A 25,318-nucleotide genomic window follows, 5' to 3' on the forward strand; every position below is an offset into this window, starting at 1 on the left:
TCACTTCCCTAGGATCGCAAATATGAAGCAGCCGAACATCGCTCGCGCCGCGACAGTTCTGGCCGGCGCGGCAGTGGCCGCCGGAGTCGTCGGGGCCGCCCCCGCCCAGGCCGCGACCGTTCAGTTCCCGCAGGTGCCGACGCTGGCGCACGGCGGCCTCTGCTGGACGACCATCCGCACCTGGGCCGACACCAGTGCGCAGTGGCCGGGCCGGGCCGTTCTCAATGTGCGCGCGGATCCGGCGGTGGGTCTCGGACCCGGTGACTATCCGCTGGCTCCGCTGTGTGAGGTCCGCACCACAGTCGCCTGGCGCAATCTGAACACCGGCGCGACGGGCAGCTACGAAAACAACGTGGTCACCGGTCTCTACGGCAGCATTCAGTACGCCCTGTTCCAGGACACCGGTCCGGGACGCGTCGAGGTCACCGTCAGCACCGACACCGCGAGCGTCCCCGCGCACGGGTGGTTCGACGTCCCCGGCGAACCGCTGACCTGAGCAGCGCAACAAGTCTGCTCCCTGGCTACACTGCAGAGCCCGAGTGTGGCGGCTCACTCGTGTTGCCTCCGAACGCAACAACTGATTTCGTATGTACATGGGTAACTCATCGGGTACGCCCAGAAGCTGTGGCGCACCGAACCGCCGGCCCGGAACGCAACGACCGTGACTCCCCACGACCGGCAAAAGGCGCGGGGAGGCGGGGGAGCATGGAAGACCGCGGCAGTGACGAGTGCCGCAACAGTATTGGCCGGTTCCGGCGCCGGGACCGCATGGTGGGCGACCTATCGGCTGCTCATAGCACAGGCCGGGGTCGCACGCGGGGTCATCGGGCGTGATACGTCGAAACCGCCCGAGGCCGACGGTATCTACACCGCGGGCTGCCTCGCGCCGCAACCGTGGCGCACCGGGCTGCATGCCGACGTGCACCTGATGATCTTCGGCGATTCGACCGCGGCCGGGGTCGGCTGCGTATCACCCGAGGAAGTGCTCGGCGTGCGCATCGCCCGCGGCCTCGCCGATACCACCGGGCAGCGAATCCGGTTGAGTACCAAGGCCATATCCGGTGCGACCTCGAAGGGGCTGGCCGGACAGGTCGACGCGATGTTCGTCGCCGGACCGCCGCCGGATGCCGCGGTCATCCTCATCGGCGCCAACGATGTCACCAAGAAGCACTCCATCCGCGCCTCAGCGCACCGGCTCGCCGCCGCGGTGGCCCGCCTGCGTCGTGCCGACAGCATCGTGGTGGTCGGCACCTGTCCGAATCTCGGCACCGTCGTGGCAATTCCGCAGCCGCTGCGGACGGTGGTGCGTAACTGGAGCATTCGCTTGGCCCGGGCCCAATCGGTCGCGACCGCGATGGCCGGTGGCATCCCGGTGGCAATGGGTGACCGGCTCGCCTCGGAGTTCCGTGCCGCACCCGAGCAGCTGTTCTCCGAGGACGGATTCCACCCCTCGGCGGCGGGTTACGGACTGGCGGCCGCGCTGCTGCTCCCGGTCCTGATCGAGGCACTCGAGGAGGCGACCCCGGGTTCCCGCCCAACAGGACGCGACGTAGATTCGATTCGAACGCACAAGTAACAAACGGTTCGAAGACCGCGTTTCGGACACCGTCCGGACGCACCATGACCGTCCAACAAAGGAGTCCTCATGCCCGAGGCCGTTATCGTTTCCTACGCTCGCTCGCCGATCGGCCGCGCCGGTAAGGGCTCGCTGGTGAGCATGCGGCCGGATGACCTCGCGGCCCAGATGGTCCGCGCGGCCCTGGACAAGGTTCCCGGCCTCGACCCCACCCAGATCGACGATCTGATTTTGGGCTGCGGCCAGCCCGCCGGTGAGGGCGGTTTCAACATGGCCCGCAACGTGGCCGTACAACTCGGCTACGACACCCTGCCCGGCGTCACCTTGAACCGCTACTGCTCCTCCTCGCTGCAGACCACCCGGATGGCCTTCCACGCCATCAAGGCCGGTGAGGGCGACGTGTTCATCTCCGCCGGTGTCGAGACCGTGTCGCGGTTCCCGAAGGGCACCGCCGACGGCTGGCCGGACACCCACAACCCGGAGTTCGCCGAGGCCGAGGCCCGCACCACCAAGCGCGCCGAAGGCGGCGCCGACCTGTGGACCGATCCGCGTGCGGCGGGCATCCTGCCCGACGTCTACATCGCCATGGGCCAGACCGCCGAGAACGTCGCCCAGTACACCGGCATCACCCGTGAAGACCAGGACCATTGGGGCGTGCGCTCGCAGAACCGCGCCGAGGAGGCCATCAAGGCCGGCTTCTTCGAACGGGAGATCACCCCGGTGACCCTGCCCGACGGCACCATCGTCACCACCGACGACGGCCCGCGCGCCGGCACCACCTACGAGAAGATCTCGCAGCTCAAGCCGGTGTTCCGCCCGGACGGCACCATTACCGCCGGTAACGCCTGTCCGCTCAACGACGGTGCTGCCGCGCTGGTCGTCATGAGCGACACCAAGGCCAAGGAACTGGGCCTGACCCCGCTGGCGCGCATCGTCGCCACCGGCGTCTCCGGCCTGTCCCCCGAGATCATGGGCCTCGGCCCGATCGAGGCGGTCCGCAAGACCCTGAAGACCGCCAAGATGACCATCGACGACCTCGACCTGTACGAGATCAACGAGGCATTCGCGGTCCAGGTCCTCGGTTCCGCCCGCGAGCTGAACATGGATCTCGACAAGCTGAATGTGTCCGGCGGCGCCATCGCCCTCGGCCACCCGTTCGGCATGACCGGCGCCCGCATCACCGCCACCCTCATCAACAACCTCCAGACCCACGACAAGCAGTTCGGCCTGGAGACCATGTGCGTCGGCGGCGGCCAGGGCATGGCCATGGTCATCGAGCGCCTGAGCTAGTTTCCGCGTCCCTCGGGGCGACACACGAAATCCGTTGAACGGCTCCCTATCCGGCGCGATAGGGAGCCGTTCGATGTTTTATCGGCCGGGCTCCGCTCGCTGATGTCACACTCCCACCCGGGCTTCGTCTACTCAGCGAATCACCAGCTGAACCTGTTCCGAAGGAGCCCCTTCCCATGTACACCGCATACGTCATCGTCACCGTTCTCGCCGCCGCGTGGGTCGGCTTCTCGGGCTTCTCGCTGCTGCGACGGGCGAAGTTCGTCGTCGATCCGCTGGTCGAATACGGCGTGCCCGAATCGTGGTGGAATCGGCTCGGCCTGGCCAAGACCGCGGGCGCGGTCGGACTCGTTGTCGGCCTTTGGATCCCGGTGATCGGATACGCCGCGGCGATCGGCGTCGTGCTCTACTTCGCCGGCGCCGTCATCATTAATATCCGGGCTCGTGCCTACGGCCACATACCGTTTCCGCTGCTGTACATGATCCCGGTCATCGTCGCCGCCGGTCTCGGCATCGCCGCCTGAGCCCGATGGCGGTGCTCGAGGCGCACAAAGAACGGCTCCCTACCCGATCGGGAAGGGAGCCGTTCTCGGTCGAATCACTAGTCGTTGTTGAAGTAGCTCAGCAGGCGCAGGATTTCGATGTAGAGCCAGACCAGGGTGACGGTCAGGCCGAGGGCGACGCCCCAGGCGGCCTTCTCCGGGGCCTGAGCGCGGATGAGCTGGTCGGCGGCGTCGAAGTCGAGCAGGAAGCTGAAGGCCGCGACCGCGATCACGACCAGACTGAAGACGATGGCGAGGGGGCCGCCGTCACGCAGGCCGAGGCCGCCGTCGATGAAGAAGCTGGCGATCAGGTTGCCTACGATGAGGACCAAGATGCCGATCATCGCGCCGAAGATCATTCGGGTGAAACGCGGGGTCACGCGGATCGCGCCGGTCTTGTAGACCACGAGCATGCCCGCGAACACGCCGAAGGTGCCGAGCACCGCCTGCGCGATCATGGCACTGCCGCCGACGCCGCCGAATTCGATATTGGTGAACATGAACGACAGCGCGCCGATGAACAGACCCTCGAAGACCGCGTACGAGAGCACGACGACCGGGTTGTCCATCTTTCTGGCGAAGGTCGCGACCAGCACCAGCACGAAGCCGATCAGACCACCGCCGATGACGAACAGCGGCGCCAGCGAGGTGTTCGCGTTGGTCAGGCCGTACGAGATGATTGCCGAGAGCGCGAGCACACCGAGTGTGATGGCGGTCTTGGTGACCACATCGTCGATGGTCATGGCCCGGGTGGCCGGGGCCTGCTGATACTGGGGGTACTGCGGGTACTGACCGGCCTGCTGGGTCATCTGGCCCGCGCCCGCCACCCCTGATCCGAAGTTGGCATAGCCACTGCCCTCTTGCCGAGGCAGCTGTCTGAAAACCGGATTGCTAGTGGTACGCAACGTCGATGCCTTTCTGGAGTCGTGGCTCACGTCGCCGTGGCCGTCAGTCCCGAGCCGTCTCATGCGACGCTCGATATCCAACTAGGTTGTCCAACGTGTATCGAACCGGCCGAGTTCCCGAGCGACCCTTCGGTACGGACAATTCGGACTCTACTACCGCTGAACGTCGCGCAGTCCACGCACGGATCGCGTCACCGTGAATTTCCGATTGCGGCCGATCACCTCGGTCTGGCCGACCATCCGCTGGACCACGCCGCGATAGTTCAGATGTGAGTTGTAAACCGTCCACAGCTCACCGCCGGGACGCAGCACCCGACCGGTTTCGGCGAACATCTTGATCGCCGATCCGGTGTGCACGGCGGCGCCGACATGGAACGGCGGATTGCAGAGCACCAGATCGGCGCTGTTGTCGGCGGCGCAGGACATGGCGTCGTCGCGCACCACGGTCACCCGATCGGCGACCTCGTTGACCGCCGCGGTCGCCCGCGCCGACGCCACCGCGGCGGCCGACTGATCGGTGCCGACCACCCGGATGCCGGGCCGCGCCTTGGCCAGCGCGACGGCCAGAATGCCGGTGCCGCAACCGAGATCGATGGCATCGCGGGCATCGGGCTTCATCCATTTGAAGTGCTGTAACAGGAATCGGGTTCCGATATCCAATTTGGCGCCGGAGAACGCCGCGCCGTGCGCGACCACGTCGATATCGATATCCTCGATCCGCTCGCGCACCGGAAATGGCGGCGCGGCAACCGGTTTCGGCCCGCTCACCAATAGCGTGCGAGACTTCTGCCGGCCCCGGCTCGCGCGCACCTGCGAGAACGATTCGGCCAGTACGTCGTTCATGGATTTGGTCAGATATTTGTCGCGCCCGCCCGCGATTACGGTCACCTCGGGATCCGCGTAGCGGGCGATGGCGTCGGCGACCTCGGTCAGTCCGGCGAGCATGCGCGGTAGTCGCAGCAGCACGACCTCGGCGTCGGCGAGCAATTCTTTGGAAAGCGCGTGTGCGGTATAGCGATCCGCGAGACCGAGCGCGCGGGCATTGTTGGCCAACGCGAGTTCGCCGGTGAGCAGGTCCTGATGGACACGGATATCGCGCAGATCGTGTCCGGCGATCGCGCCGAGGGTGAGCGCGCCGTAGGCGTCGCCGATCACAGCGATCCGGCCGCTGCCAGCGGTATCGATGGCCTCGGCGGCGACGTCGAGAATCAGCCGGTCGGCGGCATCGACGGCGTAGAGGTTCAGCGCCTCCACATCCGGGTACCGCCGCAGCCGGCCAAGTACGTCCTCGACATCTCCCACACCTCAAGTGTGCTAGATCGTTGCCGATGGATCGCGTCCACCCCGGCATGTCGGCGACACTCCGGTGCCAAACACCGGGTCATCGCAAATCCCCGACGGCGTGAACCGCGGCCAATACCATCAGCCACATGCGTAACAGGATGGTGCTGTTGGTCGCCGCCGCGGCGGCGGTGCTCGTCGGCTGCGGCGACGGCGGGTCCAGCTCGAACACCACGACCACCGCGCCGACCACGACCGGCACATTCACCGATGCGCCCGACACCGCACCGCGCGATGCGGGGCCCAAGCGCGGGACCCCGTCCACCGACGCGGGTCTGACCGTGTCCGGCATCCGGATCGGGCACCACGCGGGCTTCGATCGCGTGGTCTACGAACTCGGCGGTGCTGGCACGCCCGGCTGGATCGTGCAGTACACCGAGCAGGCCATCCAGGACGCCAGCGGCAAGGTCGTCGATGTCGCGGGCCGCTCGATTCTGGAGGTCCAGATCACCGGGTCGGCATATCCGTTCGACAATGGCGTGACGCCGTATTCGGGTCCCGATCCGGCCACCGATCCCAGTGCGCCGGTAGTCGCGGGGGTATACCGGAGCGGGGTCTTCGAGGGCACGACCCAATCGTTCATCGGGGTGAATGCCGATCGCCCGGCCTTCGAGGTCAGCACCCTGACCAATCCCGCTCGGCTGGTCATCGATATCGCGAATACCTAGCCGGTGCCCGATACGACCAGGGGGTATCAGCAGGCGACGCCCGGGCGCTCTCTAGAATGACGCTGTGGTCGAACCGCAACCGCCTTCGCGCACCACCGGACTCGTCCGGGTGCTCGGCGCATTGGTGCTGCTCGCAGGCATTGTCGCCATGCACGCCGGAGTTTTCGCGGTCGCGCCCGCCGATGACCACCACGCGATGGCGACCATGGCACTGCCCGTCGACCACAACGCGGCCGTCGGACCGGACTGCACCGATGACGGTTGCGGCCACGCACACGGCGGCATGCACGCCTGCGTCTTCATCCTGACCGCCGTCGCGGTCGCCCTGATGCTCGTCCTGCTTTACTGGATCACCCTCGATCGACCGGGTGGCGGTATGTCGAAACCGCGCCAGTGGCTGCCGATACGCGAACGCGCACCACCGTGGACCGTGCTGTCCCTGGCCGAATTGTCGATTCTGCGGATCTGACAGACCCGCCGCGCCCGTCACCACGGACGCGGCTGCCGCCTGCCCGACAACCGTTCATTCGCAATTCCTCAGGAGCACAGACATGTTCATCACCCGTAGCCGAATCACCGCCGCCATTGCCGCAACGACCACCGCCGCTGCGCTTCTCGCCGGAGGTTGTAGCAATGACGACTCCATGCCCGGTATGGATCACGGCTCCGCGTCGGCGAGCTCCGGAAAGCCCGCTGCCCGAAGCGATTTCAACGACGCGGACGTGACCTTCCTGCAGATGATGTACCCGCACCACGCGCAGGCGGTCGAGATGGCGCGGCTGGTGCCGAGCCGCACCCGGAACGAGCAGGTGCGCGCCCTCGCCGCGGATATCGAGAAGGCGCAGTCACCGGAAATGGAACAGATCACCAAGTTGCTGGATAGCTTCGGTAAGCCCGCGCCCACCAACTCCGGCAATGGCGGGCACAACATGGAGATGACGACCAGCATGAACATGCCCGGCACGACCACCATGCCGGGCATGATGTCGAACGAGCAGATGAACGCGCTGGCAGCGGCTTCCGGCGCCGACTTCGACCGGCAGTGGCTGGAGCTGATGATCGAGCACCACACGGGAGCGATCGCGATGTCGAACACCGAGCACGCCGGCGGCGTCAATCCCGACGCGAAGGCTCTCGCCACCGCCATCGTCGCCGCCCAGCAGGCCGAAATCGGCACCATGCGCGGCTTGCTCGGCCAGCGCTGACACCGCGTCGCGGAGCACACCGGGACCATCGCGTTCCGGTGCGCTCCGCACCGACCACGCGGTTCTGACCAGTGCTTTTTCGGCCGTTCGATATCGGTTGGTCATCGATATCGGTGCGGTCGGCTGACGTCGACGGTCGCGAACAAGTACGGTCTTTACGTCCGGCTTCCTACGCGCCTCCAGCGGCCGGATGTTCGGAGGGGAAGAGGGGAACCGACATGCGACGACTAGAGCGGACGGGCCTCGTCGCCGCGGCGGCAGCGACCGCGGTGGGTGTCCTGACCATCGGCGCGTGCTCGAAGCAGATCAACGGCAGCGCGCAGGTCAACCAAACCGAACTGGCCGCATACGCCTCCGAGGTCACGGCGTCGTCGGTGGCCGCATCCTCATCCCGCGCGGCGGCGGCCGAACGTGCGGCAGGCACCGCCTGCGACACCTTCACCAGCGCGAACACCAGCTCGATCCACAGCTTCAACGACTACATCGACGCGAGCAACAATAAGGGCGTCAACGATCCGGAGACCAACGCCAAGGCCAATGACGCCGTCACCGCGCTGCGCAACAACGCCCGGACCATCGACTCGAAGGTGACCTCCGACGTGCCGTTGGCCGTCGCGGGCCCGCTGCGCAGCTACCGCGACGACACCAACGCCCTGGCTGACACTCTCGACCGGCGCGCGCCGACCGATACCCTCAATGCCGCGATCGATAAGTTCAACGCCACTAAGAACGTCGCCGAGGACGCCTGTAAAGCCTACTGACGCAGTCTATTTCGCGTCCCCGTCGGCAACGCCCGAGACGACCGGGATCGGGAAGGGGGCGGCGCGCAATGGTTGCCGAGGAACTACGTCGGGGATGACTCAAGCGCCAGGTGGGACGGTCGGTTGCCAGGGGGCGGGCTGCTCCGGGGTGCGTGGCTGTGGACGGCGGCCGCGCCGCTCGAAGAGCACGAGGGCGATACCGGTCAGCGAGGCGACGAGCGCGACGAGCGCGAAGATGAACGCGGTGCCCGGAAAGCCGACCGCCCCGATCACCGCGGCGACGATGGCGACGAGTCCGCCGATGATCAGCAGGACGAACCCGGGCCAATTTCTGGCGTCCGCCAAGGTAATTCCCGGCTGCGGCTCGGTCGCGCGGGCGATATCCGGAGCGTCGTCGAGCGGGGGAATCTCCCACGGCCCTTCCGCTGTCATGGTGGTACCTCACATTTCGCTGTCAGGCTGGATGCTTATGCCTGATGCCTATAAGGTGCCCCCGATGTGACGATCCGAAACAGGCAGGGGGGCTAGCCGACGGTGCGAGCAGACGGATGGCAACCTCATGAACTCAGCGACTCTGGAAGGCGGTTCGGTAGGTGTGCGGGCTGGTGCCGACCACCCGTTTGAAGCGGTCACGGAAGGCGGTGGGCGAACCGAACCCGACCTGGGTGGCGATGCGGTCGACCGGATGGTCGGTGGCTTCGAGCAGATATTGGGCCTGGCGGATGCGGGCGCGGTGCAGCCACTGCAGCGGGGTGGTGCCGGTCTGTTCGCGGAAGCGGCGGTTGAGGGTGCGTGGACTCATACCGGCTTGGGCCGCAACATCTTCCAGGGTGAGCGTGTTCGCGGCGTGCTCCTCCAGCCAGCGCAGCAGCGGTTCCATCGACGCACCCTGCGGCGTCGGCGGCTGGTCGTGCACGATGAATTGCGCCTGTCCCCCTTCGCGTTCCAATGGCATGACCGCGAGGCGGGCGGCGTCGGCCGCCACCGCGGAACCGTGATCGCGGCGAATCATGTGCAGGCACAGGTCGATTCCGGCGGCGGCACCGGCGGAGGTGAGGAATTGTCCGTTGTCGACGTAGAGCACATCCGGGTCGACATCGATGGCGGGATAGCGGGCGGCGAGAGTCGGGGCGGCGATCCAGTGCGTGGTGGCGCGCAGCCCGTCGAGCAGACCGGTGGCGGCGAGGATGAATGCGCCGACGCAGATCGAGGCGATGCGGGTGCCGTTGGCCGCCGCCGCGCGCAGTGCCTCGATGACATCGTCCGGGACCGCAACGGTGGGGTCCGCGCAGCCGGGAAGCACGATCGTGTCGGCCTCGGCCAGTGCCTCCAGCCCCCAACGCGCCTTGATTGTGAACAGCTCGGTCTCGACCGTCGGCGTGGCCGCGCAGACGCGAACCCGGTAGGCGGGGCGGCCGTCGGGTAGGCGGCTGCGGGTGAAGGATTCGATCGGCGTGGACAGGTCGAAGGGCAGGACCTGGTCCAGCGCGAGGACGGCCACGGTGTGCATGCCGATACCGTAGGTGATCGCGAGGTTCCAGCCAATGGGTGTGACCTGTGGCATTTCCGATCCTTGCAGATCAGAAGGGCTGGCGAGAATCCGTTGGCATATGGCAATTCCGCCAGTTCCCGCACCGCTCGGCGATCATTACCGTCGGCAGCACCGACAAGATGAAGGAGCTGACACGGTGCTCGCGCAGTTCGTATTATTCGACGGATTCGATCCGCTTGATGTCATCGCGCCGTTCGAGGTGCTCGATTCCGGACGTCTGCTCACCGACGGCGAATCGAGGATCGAATTGGTCTCCGCCGAGGGCGCACGCCAGGTGCCGAGTGGCATCCCCGCGATCTCACTCGAAGCCACCGCCCGACTGGATCCGGATCGCGCGGATCTCGTCGTGGTTCCCGGCGCGGCCGGCAAGCTGCCCGATGGGCCGAATGATCAACGGCCGGACACCATTCCGATGATCCTCGCCCGCAGCCTGGGTACCGATCTGCCCGCCCTCCTGCGAGACGCAGTCGAGCGTACGGATACGACCGTGGCCACGGTATGCGGCGGCTCCCTGCTCCTCGCAATGGCGGGCCTGATCAAAGGGCGTTCCGCGACAACACATCGCCTCGCAATGGACACCCTCACCGCAACCGGCGTCAATGCCATCGATGCCCGCGTAGTCGACGACGGCGACCTGATCTCCGGCGCCAGCGTCACCTCCGGCCTCGACCTCGGCCTGTATTTGGTGGAACGCGAACTGGGTCCGCGCATCGCGAATGCGGTGGAGAAACTCATCGCCCACGAGCGCCGCGGCACGGTCTGGCGCAACTCGGGCCACACCCCTGCCATCGCCATCTGAGCCCCGCCCGTGACGAAACTTCTACTCTCCCTGCATGTTCTGGCGGCCATTATCGCCATCGGCCCGGTAACGGTGGCGGCCAGCATGTTCCCCGCCACCGTCCGTCAGGTCCAGACCGACCCACATCGCTTGGCCATCGCACGCAACCTGCACCGCATCTGCCGCGTCTACGCCACCATCGGCCTCGCCGTTCCGGTCTTCGGGCTGGCCACCGCCGCCGGCCTTGGTGTCCTCAGCGATATCTGGCTCACCGTATCCATTGCCCTGACCGGTGTGGCCGCCGGAATCCTCGCGCTGGCGATCCTGCCCGATCAATCCCGTATCCTCGCCGCCTTGCCGCAGACCATCCCCGCCACCGCCCAATTGGCCATGCTCACCGGCATCTTCAACCTCCTGTGGGCCGTGGTCACCATCCTGATGATCGTCCGCCCCGGCTCGACGACCGGGGCGTGACCAAAGATTCAGTGCGGCAGTGAGTTTCCGGGTACGAGGACGACTTTTCCGGTGACGGTGCCGGATTCGGCGAGCTCCATCGCCCGGGCGGCCTCGGTCAACGGAATACGAGCGGCCACCTGCGCACGCAGGCTGCCGGCCGCGGCCAGCTCGAATACCGCGCCGAGATCCGCGGCGATCGCGTCGCGGAACCGGGTGCGGTTGCGCCGGCCCGACCAGATATTGAAGAAGTGCGCATTCCGCTTGTTGGGCAATAGGTTCCACCAAATCAATCGGCCGACCAGCGCGAGCACCGGAAGGCGCGAGTTGCCCGGATCGTCTCTGGTGGATGCGGTGCCGTAGGAGACCAGCGTGCCGTGCGGTGCGAGCAGGCGGAACGAGGCGACGATCCCGGGACCACCGACATGATCGAAGACGGCGTCGACCCCGCCCGGCGCAAGCGCTCGAACCTGTGCCACCACATCGCCGCGGTAGTCGATCGCCTCCGCGCCCAGTGCCGCGACCGCCTCGGCATGCCGTGCGGACGCCGTGCCGATTACCCGGATACCGGCGTGGCGGGCCAGTTGCACCAGCGTCGAGCCGACGCCGCCGTTGGCGCCGTGCACCAGAATGGTCTGACCTGCGCGAACCTTGGCGATGCGATGCAGCATCTGCCACGCGGTAATGCCGTTCACGACGAAGGTCTCGGCCGCGGCGGGATCCAGGCCATCGGGCACCGGAACCAGATCCGCAGCGGCCAGCACGATATGACTCGACCAACCGCCGATTTTGGTCAGTGCGGCGACGCGCCGGCCGAGCAGTGCCGGATCCACGCCTGGTCCGATCGCAGTCACCGTGCCGACCAGGTCATAGCCGGGCACGAACGGGAAGGGCGGCTGGTCGTAGTACTTCGCGCGGCGCATCTGCTGTTCGGCGAAGGAGACGCCGCTGGCCTCGACGGCGATCATGGCCTCACCCTCGGCCGGTGCGGGCAGCTCGCGATGGGTGACCTGCAAGCCCGTCGGGTCGACTGGGCCGGGCAGCAGAATCTGGATTGCCTGGGTGTTCATGGGTTTGCCTTTCGATTCAGAGTGAGTGATCGAACAGTCACTCTATGGTTAAAAAGAGTGCCCCCGCAGGGGCAACGGTCGCTTGAAACAACTACACCTCACGTCGTCGGATCGACGTGCCGAATACCGGCACTCAGCATTCGCGCCCAGTCGGCATCGAGACCGTCGAGCCCGAGCGTGGTGATGAGATGACAGAGCTGGCCGTAGGCGATGAAGCGCTGCACCGCCGCGTCATCGGCACCGGAGCGCGTCTTCGCGAAGGTCGCGACGCGCTCGAGCCCACGGCGCACCGCCTCGGCGACCTCCGGAATATCGACCGCCGATTGCGCATGCACCTGCAGCAGCAACAGATTTCGATCGGCGATCAACTCCGCATACGCCGCACCCATTTCGTGCAGGATGGCATCGGGCGCGGCACCATCGACCCGCGCGGCGCCTGCGGACAGCGCTCGCTCCACCAGCTCGTAGCACCGATCCAGCGCCGCGATGAACAGCGCGATCTTGCCGGGAAACAACTTGAATACGTAGGCGGGCGAGATATCCGCCCGCGCCGCAACGGTATTGATGGGCGTCCCGTGGTATCCGGTCTGCGCGAATTCGGCGATCGCGGCATCGACCACCGCATCGCGCCGGATCTCCGACGTAGAAAGGGCAACACCGCGTCTGCTCATGTGAGTGACTATACACTCACTCTTCCCGTTGCTGTCAACCCGCACGTGTCGTCAGACCAGCGCCGAACCCAAATCCGAAGTGGTCCAAGGCTTCAACCAGATCAACTCCGTCGGTGCGGCGATACCCCTTCGAATCGGTCTCGACAATGTTCACCTCGCACAGCCGATCCGTTCAGGACACTGGCCGAAACCCACCGGACCCTGGGCGCGGCGGGTAGCGGCGGGCACCTCTCAGTTCGGTGTCGCGGCCAGGTCGTAGACCGCGACATTGCCGATGTGGACGGCCTGATAGTGCGCGGCGACCCAGTCGCCGATGTCCTTGTGGCCGATGGGTCGCCACGGCTCGTCCTCCGGGGCCGGTGTGGCGGCATCGCCCTGGTTGCGCACGCGCCAGGAATCGGGCAATTGCACTTCCTGTGCCAGGTAATAGCGGACCTGGTGGGTGCGGACCAGTTCCTGGAACTGATCGAGAGTGGGCACCGGATCCTCGGAGGTGAAGCCGCCGATCGCGATAACCGCTGTGTGGCTGGCCAATTCGAGGGTGGCCGCGGTCGAGGAACGGTCCACGGCCGCCGACCAGCGGGTCGTGGTGTCGCTCAGCATGTTCACCACTTGCGGCTCCGCGAAGTTGCCGCCCATGATCCGGCCCACCTGGGATTGCTGTTGGGAATCGGGCTTGCGCGCCTTGGCCGGGCCGACCGTCGGGCCGCCGCCGGTATGCGACTGCGGCAGCGTCGCCACCGCGTATGCCGTCGAACCACCCAGACCCGCGATGACGCCCGCGATCACCAGCACGGAGGTCACCCGGTCGCGCACGCGACGTCGCCCGGCCGCCGGAAGCGATGCGACGACCAGACCGACCGCCGCGAGCACCGAGATCACGATGATGGTCCAGCGCAGCCACGGCTGCCAATCCGAATTCCGCTGCAGGACAACGAATGCCCAGACACCGGCGGTGAGAATGAGTGCGGCGGAGCCGATTCGACCGAAAGTGTCGGCGCGGCGGCGCCACATTTCGTGCACACCCAGTGCGAACATTCCCGCCACGGCGGGCCCGATCGCCAAGGTGTAGTAGGCGTGCATGCCGCCCTTCATGGTCGAGAAGGCGATGCCGTCGATGATCAGCCACAGGCCGAAGGTCAACGCCGCGCCACGAACCAGATCAGTGCGTGGTGCGCGCCACCGGGATGCCAGCACCAGAACGAAGGCGAGGATCGCCGCGGGCAGCAACCAGGAGATCTCGTAGCCGATTTCACCGGTGAACAGCCGGTCCGGTCCCGAACCGAACCCGCCGAAGCCCTGTCCGCCTCCGGCATTGTGCGGCATTTCGTAGCCGGGTGGCAGCTCGAAGCGGTTGCCGCCCTTGTGGTTGCGGCCGAGGAAGCGGGCGAAGCCGTTGTAGCCGAGCACCAGATCCATGAAAGTGTTATTCGTGGATCCGGCCAGATACGGCCGCGAGGATTCCGGCCACAGGATGGTCAGCACCACGTACCAGCCGGAGGACAGGACCAGCGCGCCCGCCGCGGCCAGCAGATGCCACAGCCGCGTGCGCAGTCCGGTCGGCGCGACGATCAGATAGGCGATGCCCAATGCGGGCAGAACCATCAATCCCTCGAGCATCTTCGCCAGGAATGCGAAGCCGAGCGCGACACCGGCCAGCATCAGCCACCGCACACTCGCCTGCCGCAGTGCTCGGATCGTGCAATACGCGCCCGCCGTCATCAGCAGGACCATCACCGCATCCGGATTGTTGAACCGGAACATCAACGCCACCACCGGTGTCACCGCGAAGACGGCACCGGCGAGCAATCCCGCGCCGCGGCTCCGCGCGGCCCTGGTCACCGCGCCGTACATCAGCGCGACCGTCGCGACGGCCATGAGTGCCTGCGGTATCAGCATGCTCGCACTGCTGAAACCGAACAGCTGACCGGAAAGTCCCATCACCCACTGCGATACCGGCGGCTTGTCGACCGTGATGAAGTTCCCGGGATCCAGCGAGCCGAACAGCAGCGCCTTCCAGTCCCGCGAGCCCGACCAAGCCGCCGCGGCATAGAAGCTGTTGCCCATGGCATTGACGGAGATGTTCCACAGATAGGCCACCGCCGTCGCGATCAGCAGCACCGCCAGCCCGATGCGCTCCCACCGTCTGATCGGCGGCAACGCTGTCGCGGGTGCGGGCGGGGTCGTATCGGGCGGCGTCGTATCGGGTGGGGTCGTGTCGGGCAGGGACGCCGGGGCACTGGTCACTGTCACCTGGGGAGTATCACAGCCGTCCCGGTGGACCCCCTTTGCGTTTCCTGTCAGTCCGCTGTGAGCCCAGGTGCGGTAACTGTTCAGGTCGCCGGAATTTCGCGTTGGAACCAGTCGAGGATTTGCGGGAGCGCGACGCGCGCGGTGGCGGAGTGGTCGATATCGCCGAGATCGGTGAGGGTGGCCTGGTCGGTGCGCATGGCTTGCAGACAGTGCTCGGCATTGGCGTAGAGCACATTGCGATCGCCGGTGGCGGCGTAGAGGTGGACCGGAACGCGCGGGGTCCAGGCGCAGGTGCCGTCGCTAGCGGCCACCGCTTCGCGCGCGGTTCCGGTCGGATCTTGTGCCAGGGCAAGGAACTTCGGCGTCAGCAAGAGTTCGGGACGCACGGGCAGGGCGGTGCCGATGGTGATCTCGTTCTGCTGTCCGTCGAAGAGTTGTTCGATGCGATCGGCAATCGGTTCCTGGAAGGCGTCGGCGGGCCGGTCGTAGAGGTGGTAGATCCGGTTCATCGCGGTGATCCAGTAGGCGAGATAGAAGACCGCGACCGCCGGGACGACCCGGCCCGCGATGGCGCCGGGCGTCTCGACGTGCTGAACGTCGTAGGGGCCGCTGATCGGGGCCAACGCGGCCAGTCCGAAGCCGGGCGCGTCACCGCCCTGTAGCGCCTTGCCCAGTGCCGTCGCGGCCTGGCCGCCCTGGGAGAACCCGGTGACCAGGACGTCGGGGTCGAGGTCGTGCTGCTTTCCGGCGGCCATAGTGCGGGCGGCGCGCAGCAGATCGACCGAGGCGCTGACCTCCGAGGGCGCATGGGTGTAGGGATGCGCGCCAGGGCCTACGCCGAGACCGAGGTAGTCCGGCGCGACGGCCGCGTAGCCCGCCGCGGCGAACATGACGGTGCGGGCCCGATCGGCACGCGTGTCGTTCACCGAGGGCGCATCGCTTTTCAGCACCAGCGTGCCGTGCTCATAGGTGACGACACGCAGCCGCCGAGACTCGGTGCGCGGCAAGACGACAAGGCCGCTCGCCGTGGTCGGGTCGCCGTCCGGAGTGACTGTTCGGTAGACGACACGATAGGCGTCGACGCCATTGCGCGCGGGGGTGCCGATGTTCGCGCTGGCCAGATAGGTCGTTGTCTGTTCCGCCGACAGCTGCGTGACCGGCGTGGTGCTGACAACCGCGCCGCGCGCGACCGCCGGTGCGTTATCGGACCCGCAGGCAGGGGCCACGAGCAGTGCCGCGGCGAGCAGTGCGATTACCGAACGCGGTGTGCTGCCCATGAATTCGGGTTCCTCTCGAACGACCACACGGACCATCCTGACACCGCCGACTCGTATTTCCGCGACTCGCCAGCCGACCGAGCATATTTGCTCCGCATTCGCTGCCATGTTATTAACCAGGCGATTGTCAGCCGTTTCGGCCCAGATCACCGAGCCGATGGCGTGTTTCGTTTGCAGGTCCCGATTTGTGAGCGAAGGAGCGTTTGCGGTGTTTGCGAAAAGTTCGCGTCTTCTCCTACCGATTATCGTGCCCGCGGTACTCATCGGCACCCTGTTCGGCGTGTGCACCCCGGCGCACGCCGACGATGCACGTCCGGACGGGAGCGTGCCGCCGGTCGGTGCAAATGATTGGACGTGCCGCCCCTCGGCGGCGCATCCACAACCCGTTGTCCTGGTTCACGGCACCTGGGGGAATCAGAACTCGTGGGATGTGCTCGCACCGCAGCTGAAAGCGCAGGGCTACTGCGTATTCTCGCTGAGTTACGGGCGCGCGATCTCCAGTATGCGAGGTGCACAACCCGGGGTCTACGGCACCGCGGACATGCGCAACTCGGCCAGGGAAATCGCGCGATTCGTCGACGAGGTGCGTACGTCCACCGGTGCGCCGAAGGTGGATATCGTCGCGCATTCCCAGGGCGGTCCGCTGGTTCGGCAATTCATGCGGTTCGACGGCGGTGCGAATCAGCAGAATCCGGCGGATAACAAGGTGGACCATCTGGTCACCATCGCGGCGACCAATCACGGCACCACCGCCGAAGGGCTCGGCTTTCTCCTGCCGACCGGAAGTGCGCAGGCGCCGATCCTCGGCCTGATCGCGAGATATCTGGGCACTGCCGCGGCGCAACAGCTGATCGATAGCGAATTCCTGCGCAGCCTCAATGCCGGGGGCGATACCGAGCCGGGAGTCAAGTACACGGTTATCGCCAGCCGTCTCGACCGGGTCGTCACCCCGCCCGAGACCACCTTTCTCATTGCCGGACTCGGGGCCACGGTCGACAATGTCTGGGTGCAGGACCTGTGCCCGGACGACGAGTTCGACCATGGCGCGCTGCCGGAATCCCCCACCGTCGGCTACGTCGTGCAGAAAGCCCTCGATCCGGCGTACAGCGGTCCCACCTGCCAGGGCTGACCTGCGCAGATTACAGACACCGACGCACTTGCATCAACGCTGTTATCGTCGATAACGCCCATGGTGCTCCGGTGGTGGGACCGTGCGCCGCACCGTCCACCGCGAGGAATGAACTTTCGTGAAATACGTGCCGCGCATCGTCCTGTTTCTGGCGATTCCCGCCCTGCTGTTCCTGATCCCGTGGTGGACCTTGATCGGCGCTACGACCGACGGGGCGCTGTTCTGGCTCGGCTCGGCGGTATTCCTGGCCGGTTTCGTTTGCCTGCCCGCGGCGATGTTTCTCGGTCATGGTCCGCAGCAGCACGATGCGGCATCCATAGTCGGCGACACCCTGCTCGGGCTGATGTGGGTAGTTTTCAGCTGGTCGGTGATCGGCAATGTGGTCGGGCTCGGCTTGGCCGTGAGCGGGGTGGACGATCCGGCGCGATCCAGGATCGTCGCCGCCGGCGTATTCGTGATCGCCGCCGCGCTGTCGATCTGGGGTGTGATCGAGGCGCGCCGGGTGCCTCGGGTGCACACCCTGGATGTCGCGATCCGCGGACTCGGACCGGCGCTCGACGGACTGCGCATGGTGGTCATCACCGATACCCACTACGCCGCACTGAACCGGTTGCGCTGGTCGGAAAAGGTCGTCGATGTGGTGAATGCCGAGCAGCCCGATATCGCTTGCCACGCAGGTGATCTCGCGGACGGCTCGGTCGAGAAGCGGCATCCGCAGGTCGACCCGCTCGGCAAGATCGAGGCTCCGCTCGGCAGGTTCTACATCACCGGCAATCACGAATACTTCGGCGATGCGGCGGGCTGGATCGAGCACATGACCTCGATCGGCTGGCAGCCGCTGCACAACCAACACGAGACGATCACTCGCGGCGGTGACCGGCTGGTGCTTGCGGGCATCGATGACCCCACCGGCGTCGGCCTGCCCGGACACGGGCCCGACCTCCCTGCCGCCCTCGCGGGCGCGGACCAGGACGCACCGATCGTCCTGCTGGCCCATCAACCCAGGCAGGTCATCGAGGCCGCCGCGGCCGGGGTGGCGCTGCAGATCTCCGGCCACACCCACGGCGGCCAGATCTGGCCATTCCACTATCTGGTCCGCCTCGAACAGCCCGTGGTCGCCGGTCTCAGCCGCCACGGCGAGCACACCCAGCTCTACACCAGCCGTGGCACCGGGTTCTGGGGTCCGCAATTCCGGGTCTTCGCGCCCAGCGAAATCACCGTCCTCGTCTTGCGCAGCGCCTGAACGAGAGTCTCCCCGTAGGGGTATAGCTTCGCGTAGTGGACGCTATCTGGCACGCGCTATCCCTGGCCGGGTCGATGACCTGGGAGATCCTCTGGGCTCTTATTCTCGGCTTCGCGCTGTCGGCCGTAGTGCAGGCGGTGGTGCGCAAGTCGACCATTCTGCGGCTGATGGGCGATGATCGGCCGCGCACCCTCGCCATTGCCGCGGGGCTCGGCGCGGCCTCCTCGTCGTGCTCGTATGCGGCCGTGGCGCTGGCTCGTTCGCTGTTCCGCAAGGGGGCGAATTTCACCGCCGCGATGGCGTTCGAAATCGGATCGACCAATCTCGTCATCGAACTCGGCGTCATCCTTGCGCTGCTGATGGGCTGGCAGTTCACCGCGGCCGAATTCGTCGGCGGGCCCATTATGATCGTGCTGCTCGCGGTGCTTTTCCGATTGTTCGTGCGGTCCAAGCTCGTCGAGGAGGCCCGTCGCCAAGCCGACCGTGGACTCGCCGGATCGATGGAAGGCCATGCCGCCATGGATATGGCGGTCGCCGCCGAAGGCTCCTTCATACGAAGGCTGCTGTCACGGCCGGGGCTTTCCGCGGTCTCCCATGTTTTCGTGATGGAATGGGCCGCGATTCTGCGCGATCTCGTCATCGGTCTGCTCATCGCGGGGGCGATCGGCGCATGGGTGCCGGAGACGTTCTGGCAGAACTTCTTCCTCACCGATCATCCACTGCTGTCGGCCATTTGGGGACCGATCGTCGGGCCGTTGGTGGCGATCGGGTCCTTCGTCTGCTCGATCGGCAATGTCCCGCTGGCCGCGGTGCTGTGGAACGGCGGCATCAGCTTCGGCGGCGTGATCGCCTTCATCTACGCCGACCTGCTGATCCTCCCGATCCTCAATATCTACCGCAAGTATTACGGCACCCGCATGACCCTCACCCTGCTCGCCACCTTCTACACCGCCATGGTCGGCGCCGGGTATGTCGTCGAAATCCTCTTCGGCACCACAAATCTCATCCCGACCGAGCGCAACGTCATGGTGATGGCGGAAGGAATCCGTTGGAACTACACCACCTGGCTCAATATCGCCTTCCTCATCCTCGCCGCCGTCTTGGTCACGATCTTCGTTCGTACCGGCGGAATCCCGATGCTGCGCATGATGGACGGCTCCCCCGACACCGAGCACGATCACATGACGTAGCGGCGCCAGGCCTGTTCGAGGTGAGCCGCCATATCGATGGTCGGGTCGATCAGCCAGCGGGCCTGGAGGCCGTCCGCGAGGGCGAAGAACATGGTTGCGGCGCTGTCGGTGTCGATATCGGCGGGGAGGGTGCGCGCCGTTTGCATTTCGCGAAGCGCGTGGGAGAAGGCTTGGATGCCGAGACGATAACGCTGCCGCATGTAGTCGTGGGCGGGATGGGTCGGGTCGGAGGCGGCGGCCTGCATGTGGGTGAACAGTTCGATCAGGCCGGGGACCTCGGTATTGCGGCGGATCACCTCGATGAATGCCTCGGGCGCGGAGTCGTGTAATGCGGCGGCGTCGGATTCGTCGCGCTTGCGCAGTACGGCGATGAACAGTTCCTCCTTCGAGCCGAAGTAGTGCAGCAGCCCGCCCTGGCTCAGCCCGACCGCATCGGCCAGTTCGGCGATCGAGGTGGCCGAGTACCCGCGCTCGGCGATAGTGCGCAGCGCGGCCTCGAGGATCTGCTCCCGTCGTTCTATGCCCTTGCCGTAGGGACCCCGTTTCGCCATCGGGCCAGTTTAGGCACTCACGGATCGCCTTCGGCGGACTCCAGGCCACCGATGTGCCCGGTATGCAGGACCGACTCGCCCAGGCGCACAACGCCATCTACACCGCGATCACCCGCAATAGCGGTGTTCCCGGCGACTGACGTCCGACTCGGGCACCCCAGCCGTGCTCACTGGTCGACGCGGCAGCCAGTTGCACCGACCCGATCACTGTTCCGCGCTGAACCCAGTACGACTTTTCAGCAAGGCGGCGGTGGCGGCGCTGTACGCGTGACTCGCTTCCACCGGACGCAGGGTCGGGTAGTTCGACCGATGCGTGACGATTACACCGTTCGACAGGGTTACGGTGCGATCCGGGACAGTGGCAACGCAATTGCCGCCGGATTTGGCGACGAGGTCGACGATCACCGTTCCGGTTCGGAGGGTGTCCAGTGCGGTGGCGTCCAGCAGCAGTGGGCCGCGGTAGCCGCGGTGCACGGCGGCGCAGATGATGAGGGCGGGCGGGTCGGCGGCGAGGTGGGCGAGAAGCCCGTCCGGATTCGGCAGGAATGCCTTGGCACCGCGCCGGATTGCGGCGGACTTTTGTTCCTTGCGGTTTCCCAGCGCGGTCGGCTCGTCGCCATGCGCGGCCGCCGTGGCGATGGCGGCGAGTCCGGCCTGCCCGCAGCCGAGGATCAGGGCGCGCACCGGCCCCTCGGCCGAAAGGAGTTGTCGCCCTAGCCCGTAGGCGACTTCGCCCGCTATCCGGCTCATCGCGGAGAGCGCATCGATATCGGGGCGGGAGTGCGGAACGGTTTCATAGCCGACGGATTCGATGCCGCGTGCGCGCAGTTCCGCGATCACGTCGTGGCGATGCAGCGGGTCCTGGAATCCGATAAGGGTCGTACCCGGTCGCACCGAATCCAGCTGGTATGCCGGAGGTTTCACCCACACGACCACATCGCAACGCGCGAGGATCTCCGCACGCTCGCCCACCTGTGCCCCGGCCGCCACGTAATCCGCGTCGTCGAATCCGATGGACCGGCCCGCAGCGTGCTCCACGATGACCCGCACGCCCGCGAGCCCGCGCACATCGTCCGGTATCAGCGCGACGCGCCGCTCCTCAGCAGCGGTCTCCCGTAGAACTCCGACAATCATTGTTGTCCGATGACCGGCAGACCGCACCCGGCCAGCACTTTGGGATAGGTCAGCCCATTCCGGATCTCATACAGGAGCTGTTCGAGCCGGTCGAACAATTCGTCGACCAGATCCGCCGACTCGCGCCCCGGCGCCTTGCGGGGCGCGAGCACGTTGAATCGGACACCGAGTCGCTCGGATCCGGTCCGGTCCAGCGCGACACTATCGATTCCGGCACCGGCGAGCAGCAGATCCTCTATCTCCGCACTGGTTTCGACGCCCGCTTGGTCGAGGACCGCCTCGTCGAAGACCACGGTGAGGAACATGCCCTGCCGACTGCCCAGCGGCCGAATGACTTTCGCACCGAGCCGAGCATTGATCGCATCGATGTGGCCGTGCGCGCGATCCAGCTGGTCGAGCATCCGCACCCGGTTCTGCGCGAAGTAACTCTCGGGCGTGTGCTCGACAATCGCCCGCGCCAGATGCGTCGACTCACGCTGGAACGAAATGGTCAGCCGCTCTCGAATCCTGGCCAGCCATTCGGCATCACCCGAGCAGGCCGCGCCCAGTTTGCACGGCCCGAAGGCGTTGTAGCCCTTGGAGTTTCCGGTAATGGTCAACACCTGGTCGTACAGCCGACGCGAACCGTCGTCGGTCGCGATCTGCATTGCGGCGATCGGAATGTGCCGTTCCACCATGCAATCGAAGGCCATATCGCAGATGACCGGTACCCCACTGGCAACCAGCACCCGGCCGATCGCCAGCAACTCCTCGGCCGAATAGTCGGTGAATACCGGATTCCCGGGCAGTGTGAGCAGCACGCCGCACAGTTCGTCACGGTCGGCGAAGTAGTCCAGGCAGGATGCCAGCAGATCCGGGTCGATCTTGAAGGAGTCATCCGGCGCGACCGGGCACGCCTCCATCCGCAGACCGTACTTCTCCACGTGAATGCCCGAGCTCTTGTACAGGCCTTCCGGATACACGATCACACCGCCGGGGCGGGCGAGCGTTGCGACCGCCTCCTCGAGCAGCATGGTGCTCGAGTACGGGCAGACAATGACCTCCTCCGGCGATACCCGGACTCCAGGTATCCCGTCGACCGGCTCCGCCAATCGCCCGAACAGCTTGTGCGCCGCCAACTCTCGCAATACCAGCGGCTGTCGCTTGTGATACAGCGTGCCGTCGGCGTATTCGTCCGGCGGTTGGGTATGCATCAGTTCGCGCCATGCCAGATCCAGTGCGGCGACGGCACTTCCGGCCAGCGGCAGACCGGTCTCGCCGTGGTAGGCATCCAGCACATCGGAATACGTCCGGTCGCCCGTCCCCGCGAACTGCGGCCGCGCACCCAGATGCCGACGCACTTCCCGCTTGCGCTCCTCGGAGCGATTGGTGCGGGCGGCGAGGCTGGGTGCCGGTGTCCGCCAAGGCAGCCGATCGTTGTCAGCCTGCCGAGTCACGACACCTCACTTTCGAAGGACGGCTCTCCCGGCGCGGTCATCTCGCGCCAACTCTGTTCCAGCGCCGCACGGAACAGACCGCGGCAATCGCCCTCGGTGAGGCGCTCGTAACCGGCCAGTTCCGGTGACGCGACGATATCGTTGACGACAATGCCCGAACCGGCGACCTTGAGCTCATAGAGACGCTCGAACCGGCGAACCGCGAATGCGACATCGTGCTTCAAGGCCGAGAACCTGGTCGCCACGCGCGCCTGCCGGGAATAGTCGTATTCGCCGACGGCGACGTACTTTTCGTCGACGATGAGCATGCTCTGCGCATTGCGCGCGTGCTCACGCTTGACCAGCACGCTCTCCACCCCGGTACGCACCTGTTTCCACAATTTGTCGTCATAGGGCCACACATCCTCGATCGTGTCGAGGACATACATGCGTCGCACATCGATTCGAGGCGGATGGGTCGTATCGGCCAGGCGCAGAATCGCGGCGTGATAGTCGTCGCCGACGTCGCCGCCGATGGTGCCCAGATCAGCGGTGTGGATCGCGCGGACCGACGCCTTGGCCTGCTCGAGGATCATCAACCAGTCGCTGACGGTATTCCATTCCCAGACCGTCGCGCTGCGAGAGGGGATCTGCGCCAGGATTTCCTCGGCCCGCTCCAGTTGCCGATCCGCGATCATGCGCAGCGGTTCGATCTCCTCCCGCGCGAAGGTCGCATCGATCAGGCTGCCCGCGATGCCGAGCGCCCGCTCGACGAGTTCAGGGTCCTTGCCGAGCAGGACATTGAAGCGCATGCGCAGATCGTGGTATCCGCCGCCGGCGAGATCGTCGGCGATACCGTCGGTCGAGGGCAATTCCTGGCCGAGCGCCAGGCTGAGCCGTTCGCGCAGCGGTAGCGGTGGCACCCGAGTCCCGTTCTCGATCTGCTGGATCAGGCTGCGCGAACAACCTGTCCTGGCCGCGAGTGCGGCCTGGGTGAACCCGCGTTCCGTGCGGAGCCGACGGACCAGATCCCCGACCTGCTCACCGTCCGGCCCTGAGCCAGCCATGCCGCGCCTCCATCCCTACGCTCGGATTCTCAATGCTCACGATGTGTCATCCGACGTCATCATAGCCACGTTACGCCGCGAGGCAGCGATAGCGACGATGGAAGTTTTCTGGGCGATCGCTGGAAACCGTACGGGCGGGCGGATATTGCGCAAAGCCACTCCGATACCGATGACCTCGAACGGGCATAGCGGTACTCAAAGCTGCTCTCACGGAGCAGATTCCAGATACACAAGGCCGAATTTGCTTGAATCTAAGCAATATTGATTGGTAAATATCTTCAGATAGCCTCTATGCTTAGTTGACATCCAGAAGTGGCGATCCATAGCATTGTTGTCAGCATCACATCTGATCCGGAGCTCGCTTTCCGGGACAGATGGTTTCGATCGACCAAGGGAGGGGTCATGACTCTGAGGCTGACCGACTGGTTGATCACCAGCGACATCACCCCCGAAACCGCCCGCTTCACCGGCAGCGGCTGGGTCCTGAGCTGGCTGCCCGGCCGACTGCTGACACGGAAGCAGGCCATGACCGGCATGGTGCTCGACGAGACCCTGAGCGATCCGGATCCCGAAGACTACGTGCTCGCCATGGAGATCGCCGCCATCCGAGCCGCTGATCTCGGCCTCGAATTGGCTCAGGCGGTCGTGCTGCTGCACGCCCGCATCCTCGAACGAGACCGGCGGCAAGCCGGCGCCAACTGCCGCATCGCGGTACCGACCACACCGGCCGCGTAACGGCAGTTGGCGCCGCGGAGGGGTCGGCGCCACCTGACGTCACGCCGAAACAGGGTCCGGCGAGCACCACTCGCCGGGCCCTGTTTCACGAGCTGCAGAATGCGAACCCCCGCTACGGCACCGAACCGAACGCCTGCTTGAAGTCGGGGCACTCGACCAGCGGTTGGTGGGTGCAGGTGGCCGCGTGGCGGAGGCTGTCGCGCATGCGAGTGAGTCGAGCGATGTCCTCGTCCAATTGCCGAGCCTTCTCCGCCATATGGCGGCGGAGTTCGGTATCCGCTGGGGTGGCCACGAGGAACCGCACGATCTGCGCGAGTGTGAAACCCGCTGCGCGAGCACAGGATACGAGCGCCAGGCGGTCGATCACCTCGGGCCGGTAGGTGCGCCGCAGACCATTGCGCCCGTCGGATTCGATGAGCCCGCGCTTTTCGTAGTACCGCAGCGCTGACGGCGCCAATCCGGACCGTGCGGCCACTTCCGCGATATCGAGCACCATGACTACTCCTTGACTT

General features: G+C 66.1%; 27 protein-coding genes. 14 read left to right on the forward strand and 13 right to left on the reverse strand.

The genetic code is table 11. The annotated features are described in order from the left end of the window. Positions 1-22: 22 nt before the first annotated feature. The 4 genes from ACZ60G_RS02415 to ACZ60G_RS02430 all read left to right on the forward strand — a co-directional run bounded on the left by ACZ60G_RS02415 (position 23) and on the right by ACZ60G_RS02430 (position 3,390). Positions 23-496 carry a hypothetical protein gene (locus tag ACZ60G_RS02415; RefSeq protein WP_465806542.1) on the forward strand — a complete coding sequence of 158 codons (474 nt, stop codon included), beginning with the start codon at positions 23-25 and terminating at the stop codon, positions 494-496. Positions 497-721: 225 nt separating this feature from the next. Further along, positions 722-1,576: an SGNH/GDSL hydrolase family protein gene (locus ACZ60G_RS02420; protein ID WP_465806543.1), complete on the forward strand. Its 855-nt coding sequence runs from the start codon at positions 722-724 to the stop codon at positions 1,574-1,576. 69 nt (positions 1,577-1,645) lie between these two features. After that, positions 1,646-2,866, forward strand: a complete 1,221-nt coding sequence (locus ACZ60G_RS02425) for an acetyl-CoA C-acetyltransferase (RefSeq protein WP_465806544.1) — start codon at positions 1,646-1,648, stop codon at positions 2,864-2,866. 176 nt (positions 2,867-3,042) lie between these two features. Beyond that, entirely contained in the window at positions 3,043-3,390 is a 348-nt protein-coding gene (locus ACZ60G_RS02430) for a DoxX family protein (protein WP_465806545.1), read from the forward strand. 77 nt (positions 3,391-3,467) lie between these two features. On the opposite strand, the gene ACZ60G_RS02435 is transcribed toward ACZ60G_RS02430, so the two are convergent. Both ACZ60G_RS02435 and ACZ60G_RS02440 read right to left on the reverse strand, forming a co-directional pair. Beyond that, positions 3,468-4,313, reverse strand: a complete 846-nt coding sequence (locus ACZ60G_RS02435) for a Bax inhibitor-1/YccA family protein (protein ID WP_063036562.1) — start codon at positions 4,311-4,313, stop codon at positions 3,468-3,470. 153 nt (positions 4,314-4,466) lie between these two features. Then, complete coding sequence (locus ACZ60G_RS02440) at positions 4,467-5,615, reverse strand: class I SAM-dependent methyltransferase (RefSeq protein WP_465806546.1); 1,149 nt, start codon at positions 5,613-5,615, stop codon at positions 4,467-4,469. 128 nt (positions 5,616-5,743) lie between these two features. On the opposite strand from ACZ60G_RS02440, the gene ACZ60G_RS02445 reads away from it, so the two are divergent. The 4 genes from ACZ60G_RS02445 to ACZ60G_RS02460 all read left to right on the forward strand — a co-directional run bounded on the left by ACZ60G_RS02445 (position 5,744) and on the right by ACZ60G_RS02460 (position 8,288). Then, the gene (locus tag ACZ60G_RS02445; RefSeq protein ID WP_465806547.1) at positions 5,744-6,322 is read left to right on the forward strand and encodes an AMIN-like domain-containing (lipo)protein; all 579 of its coding nucleotides are present in this window, start codon (positions 5,744-5,746) and stop codon (positions 6,320-6,322) included. Positions 6,323-6,386: 64 nt separating this feature from the next. Then, the gene (locus tag ACZ60G_RS02450) at positions 6,387-6,791 is read left to right on the forward strand and encodes a DUF6153 family protein (protein ID WP_465806548.1); all 405 of its coding nucleotides are present in this window, start codon (positions 6,387-6,389) and stop codon (positions 6,789-6,791) included. A gap of 253 nt (positions 6,792-7,044) precedes the next feature. After that, on the forward strand, positions 7,045-7,527 hold the full coding sequence (locus tag ACZ60G_RS02455) for a DUF305 domain-containing protein (RefSeq protein WP_465806549.1): 483 nt from the start codon (positions 7,045-7,047) through the stop codon (positions 7,525-7,527). Positions 7,528-7,745: 218 nt separating this feature from the next. Then, positions 7,746-8,288 (forward strand): hypothetical protein, encoded by a 543-nt coding sequence (locus ACZ60G_RS02460; protein ID WP_465806550.1) that lies wholly within the window; start codon positions 7,746-7,748, stop codon positions 8,286-8,288. Positions 8,289-8,387: 99 nt separating this feature from the next. On the opposite strand, the gene ACZ60G_RS02465 is transcribed toward ACZ60G_RS02460, so the two are convergent. After that, positions 8,388-8,720, reverse strand: a complete 333-nt coding sequence (locus ACZ60G_RS02465; RefSeq protein ID WP_465806551.1) for a hypothetical protein — start codon at positions 8,718-8,720, stop codon at positions 8,388-8,390. 133 nt (positions 8,721-8,853) lie between these two features. Then, a complete protein-coding gene (locus ACZ60G_RS02470) occupies positions 8,854-9,798 on the reverse strand; it encodes a GlxA family transcriptional regulator (RefSeq protein WP_465806759.1) in 945 nt (314 codons plus the stop codon). A 178-nt stretch (positions 9,799-9,976) separates the two neighbouring features. Between ACZ60G_RS02470 and ACZ60G_RS02475 the strand changes: the two genes are divergently transcribed. Both ACZ60G_RS02475 and ACZ60G_RS02480 read left to right on the forward strand, forming a co-directional pair. Continuing rightward, a complete protein-coding gene (locus ACZ60G_RS02475) occupies positions 9,977-10,639 on the forward strand; it encodes a DJ-1/PfpI family protein (protein WP_465806552.1) in 663 nt (220 codons plus the stop codon). Between the two features lie 9 nt (positions 10,640-10,648). Next, on the forward strand, positions 10,649-11,092 hold the full coding sequence (locus ACZ60G_RS02480) for a hypothetical protein (RefSeq protein ID WP_465806553.1): 444 nt from the start codon (positions 10,649-10,651) through the stop codon (positions 11,090-11,092). Between the two features lie 8 nt (positions 11,093-11,100). Here the strand turns inward: ACZ60G_RS02480 and ACZ60G_RS02485 are convergent, their stop codons facing one another. From ACZ60G_RS02485 to ACZ60G_RS02500, 4 genes are all read right to left on the reverse strand, one after another. Continuing rightward, positions 11,101-12,141, reverse strand: coding sequence for a medium chain dehydrogenase/reductase family protein (locus tag ACZ60G_RS02485; RefSeq protein ID WP_465806554.1), 1,041 nt, complete (start codon positions 12,139-12,141; stop codon positions 11,101-11,103). Between the two features lie 98 nt (positions 12,142-12,239). Next, positions 12,240-12,812, reverse strand: a complete 573-nt coding sequence (locus tag ACZ60G_RS02490) for a TetR/AcrR family transcriptional regulator (RefSeq protein ID WP_465806556.1) — start codon at positions 12,810-12,812, stop codon at positions 12,240-12,242. Between the two features lie 231 nt (positions 12,813-13,043). After that, positions 13,044-15,065: a glycosyltransferase family 39 protein gene (locus tag ACZ60G_RS02495; protein WP_465806558.1), complete on the reverse strand. Its 2,022-nt coding sequence runs from the start codon at positions 15,063-15,065 to the stop codon at positions 13,044-13,046. A gap of 80 nt (positions 15,066-15,145) precedes the next feature. Then, on the reverse strand, positions 15,146-16,369 hold the full coding sequence (locus ACZ60G_RS02500; RefSeq protein ID WP_465806560.1) for a hypothetical protein: 1,224 nt from the start codon (positions 16,367-16,369) through the stop codon (positions 15,146-15,148). Between the two features lie 181 nt (positions 16,370-16,550). Between ACZ60G_RS02500 and ACZ60G_RS02505 the strand changes: the two genes are divergently transcribed. The 3 genes from ACZ60G_RS02505 to ACZ60G_RS02515 all read left to right on the forward strand — a co-directional run bounded on the left by ACZ60G_RS02505 (position 16,551) and on the right by ACZ60G_RS02515 (position 19,904). Further along, the gene (locus tag ACZ60G_RS02505) at positions 16,551-17,471 is read left to right on the forward strand and encodes an esterase/lipase family protein (RefSeq protein ID WP_465806562.1); all 921 of its coding nucleotides are present in this window, start codon (positions 16,551-16,553) and stop codon (positions 17,469-17,471) included. A gap of 118 nt (positions 17,472-17,589) precedes the next feature. Continuing rightward, positions 17,590-18,714: a metallophosphoesterase gene (locus tag ACZ60G_RS02510; RefSeq protein ID WP_465806564.1), complete on the forward strand. Its 1,125-nt coding sequence runs from the start codon at positions 17,590-17,592 to the stop codon at positions 18,712-18,714. Between the two features lie 35 nt (positions 18,715-18,749). Beyond that, positions 18,750-19,904: a permease gene (locus ACZ60G_RS02515; RefSeq protein WP_465806566.1), complete on the forward strand. Its 1,155-nt coding sequence runs from the start codon at positions 18,750-18,752 to the stop codon at positions 19,902-19,904. On the opposite strand, the gene ACZ60G_RS02520 is transcribed toward ACZ60G_RS02515, so the two are convergent. The 4 genes from ACZ60G_RS02520 to ACZ60G_RS02535 all read right to left on the reverse strand — a co-directional run bounded on the left by ACZ60G_RS02520 (position 19,892) and on the right by ACZ60G_RS02535 (position 24,071). Then, positions 19,892-20,455, reverse strand: coding sequence for a TetR/AcrR family transcriptional regulator (locus ACZ60G_RS02520; RefSeq protein WP_465806567.1), 564 nt, complete (start codon positions 20,453-20,455; stop codon positions 19,892-19,894). The genes ACZ60G_RS02515 and ACZ60G_RS02520 overlap by 13 nt on opposite strands. 204 nt (positions 20,456-20,659) lie before the next feature. After that, positions 20,660-21,589, reverse strand: a complete 930-nt coding sequence (locus tag ACZ60G_RS02525; RefSeq protein ID WP_465806569.1) for a Rossmann-fold NAD(P)-binding domain-containing protein — start codon at positions 21,587-21,589, stop codon at positions 20,660-20,662. Next, positions 21,586-23,025 carry a pyridoxal phosphate-dependent aminotransferase gene (locus ACZ60G_RS02530; protein WP_465806571.1) on the reverse strand — a complete coding sequence of 480 codons (1,440 nt, stop codon included), beginning with the start codon at positions 23,023-23,025 and terminating at the stop codon, positions 21,586-21,588. The genes ACZ60G_RS02525 and ACZ60G_RS02530 overlap by 4 nt, the downstream gene beginning before the upstream one ends. Further along, positions 23,022-24,071 carry a helix-turn-helix domain-containing protein gene (locus ACZ60G_RS02535; RefSeq protein ID WP_465806573.1) on the reverse strand — a complete coding sequence of 350 codons (1,050 nt, stop codon included), beginning with the start codon at positions 24,069-24,071 and terminating at the stop codon, positions 23,022-23,024. Before ACZ60G_RS02535 ends, ACZ60G_RS02530 begins: the two co-directional genes overlap by 4 nt. A 402-nt stretch (positions 24,072-24,473) precedes the next feature. On the opposite strand from ACZ60G_RS02535, the gene ACZ60G_RS02540 reads away from it, so the two are divergent. Further along, positions 24,474-24,806: a hypothetical protein gene (locus tag ACZ60G_RS02540; RefSeq protein WP_465806575.1), complete on the forward strand. Its 333-nt coding sequence runs from the start codon at positions 24,474-24,476 to the stop codon at positions 24,804-24,806. A 112-nt stretch (positions 24,807-24,918) separates the two neighbouring features. On the opposite strand, the gene ACZ60G_RS02545 is transcribed toward ACZ60G_RS02540, so the two are convergent. Further along, positions 24,919-25,302, reverse strand: a complete 384-nt coding sequence (locus tag ACZ60G_RS02545) for a MerR family transcriptional regulator (RefSeq protein WP_465806577.1) — start codon at positions 25,300-25,302, stop codon at positions 24,919-24,921. Positions 25,303-25,318: the final 16 nt, after the last annotated feature.

This window comes from Nocardia sp. NPDC102475, assembly GCF_055584605.1.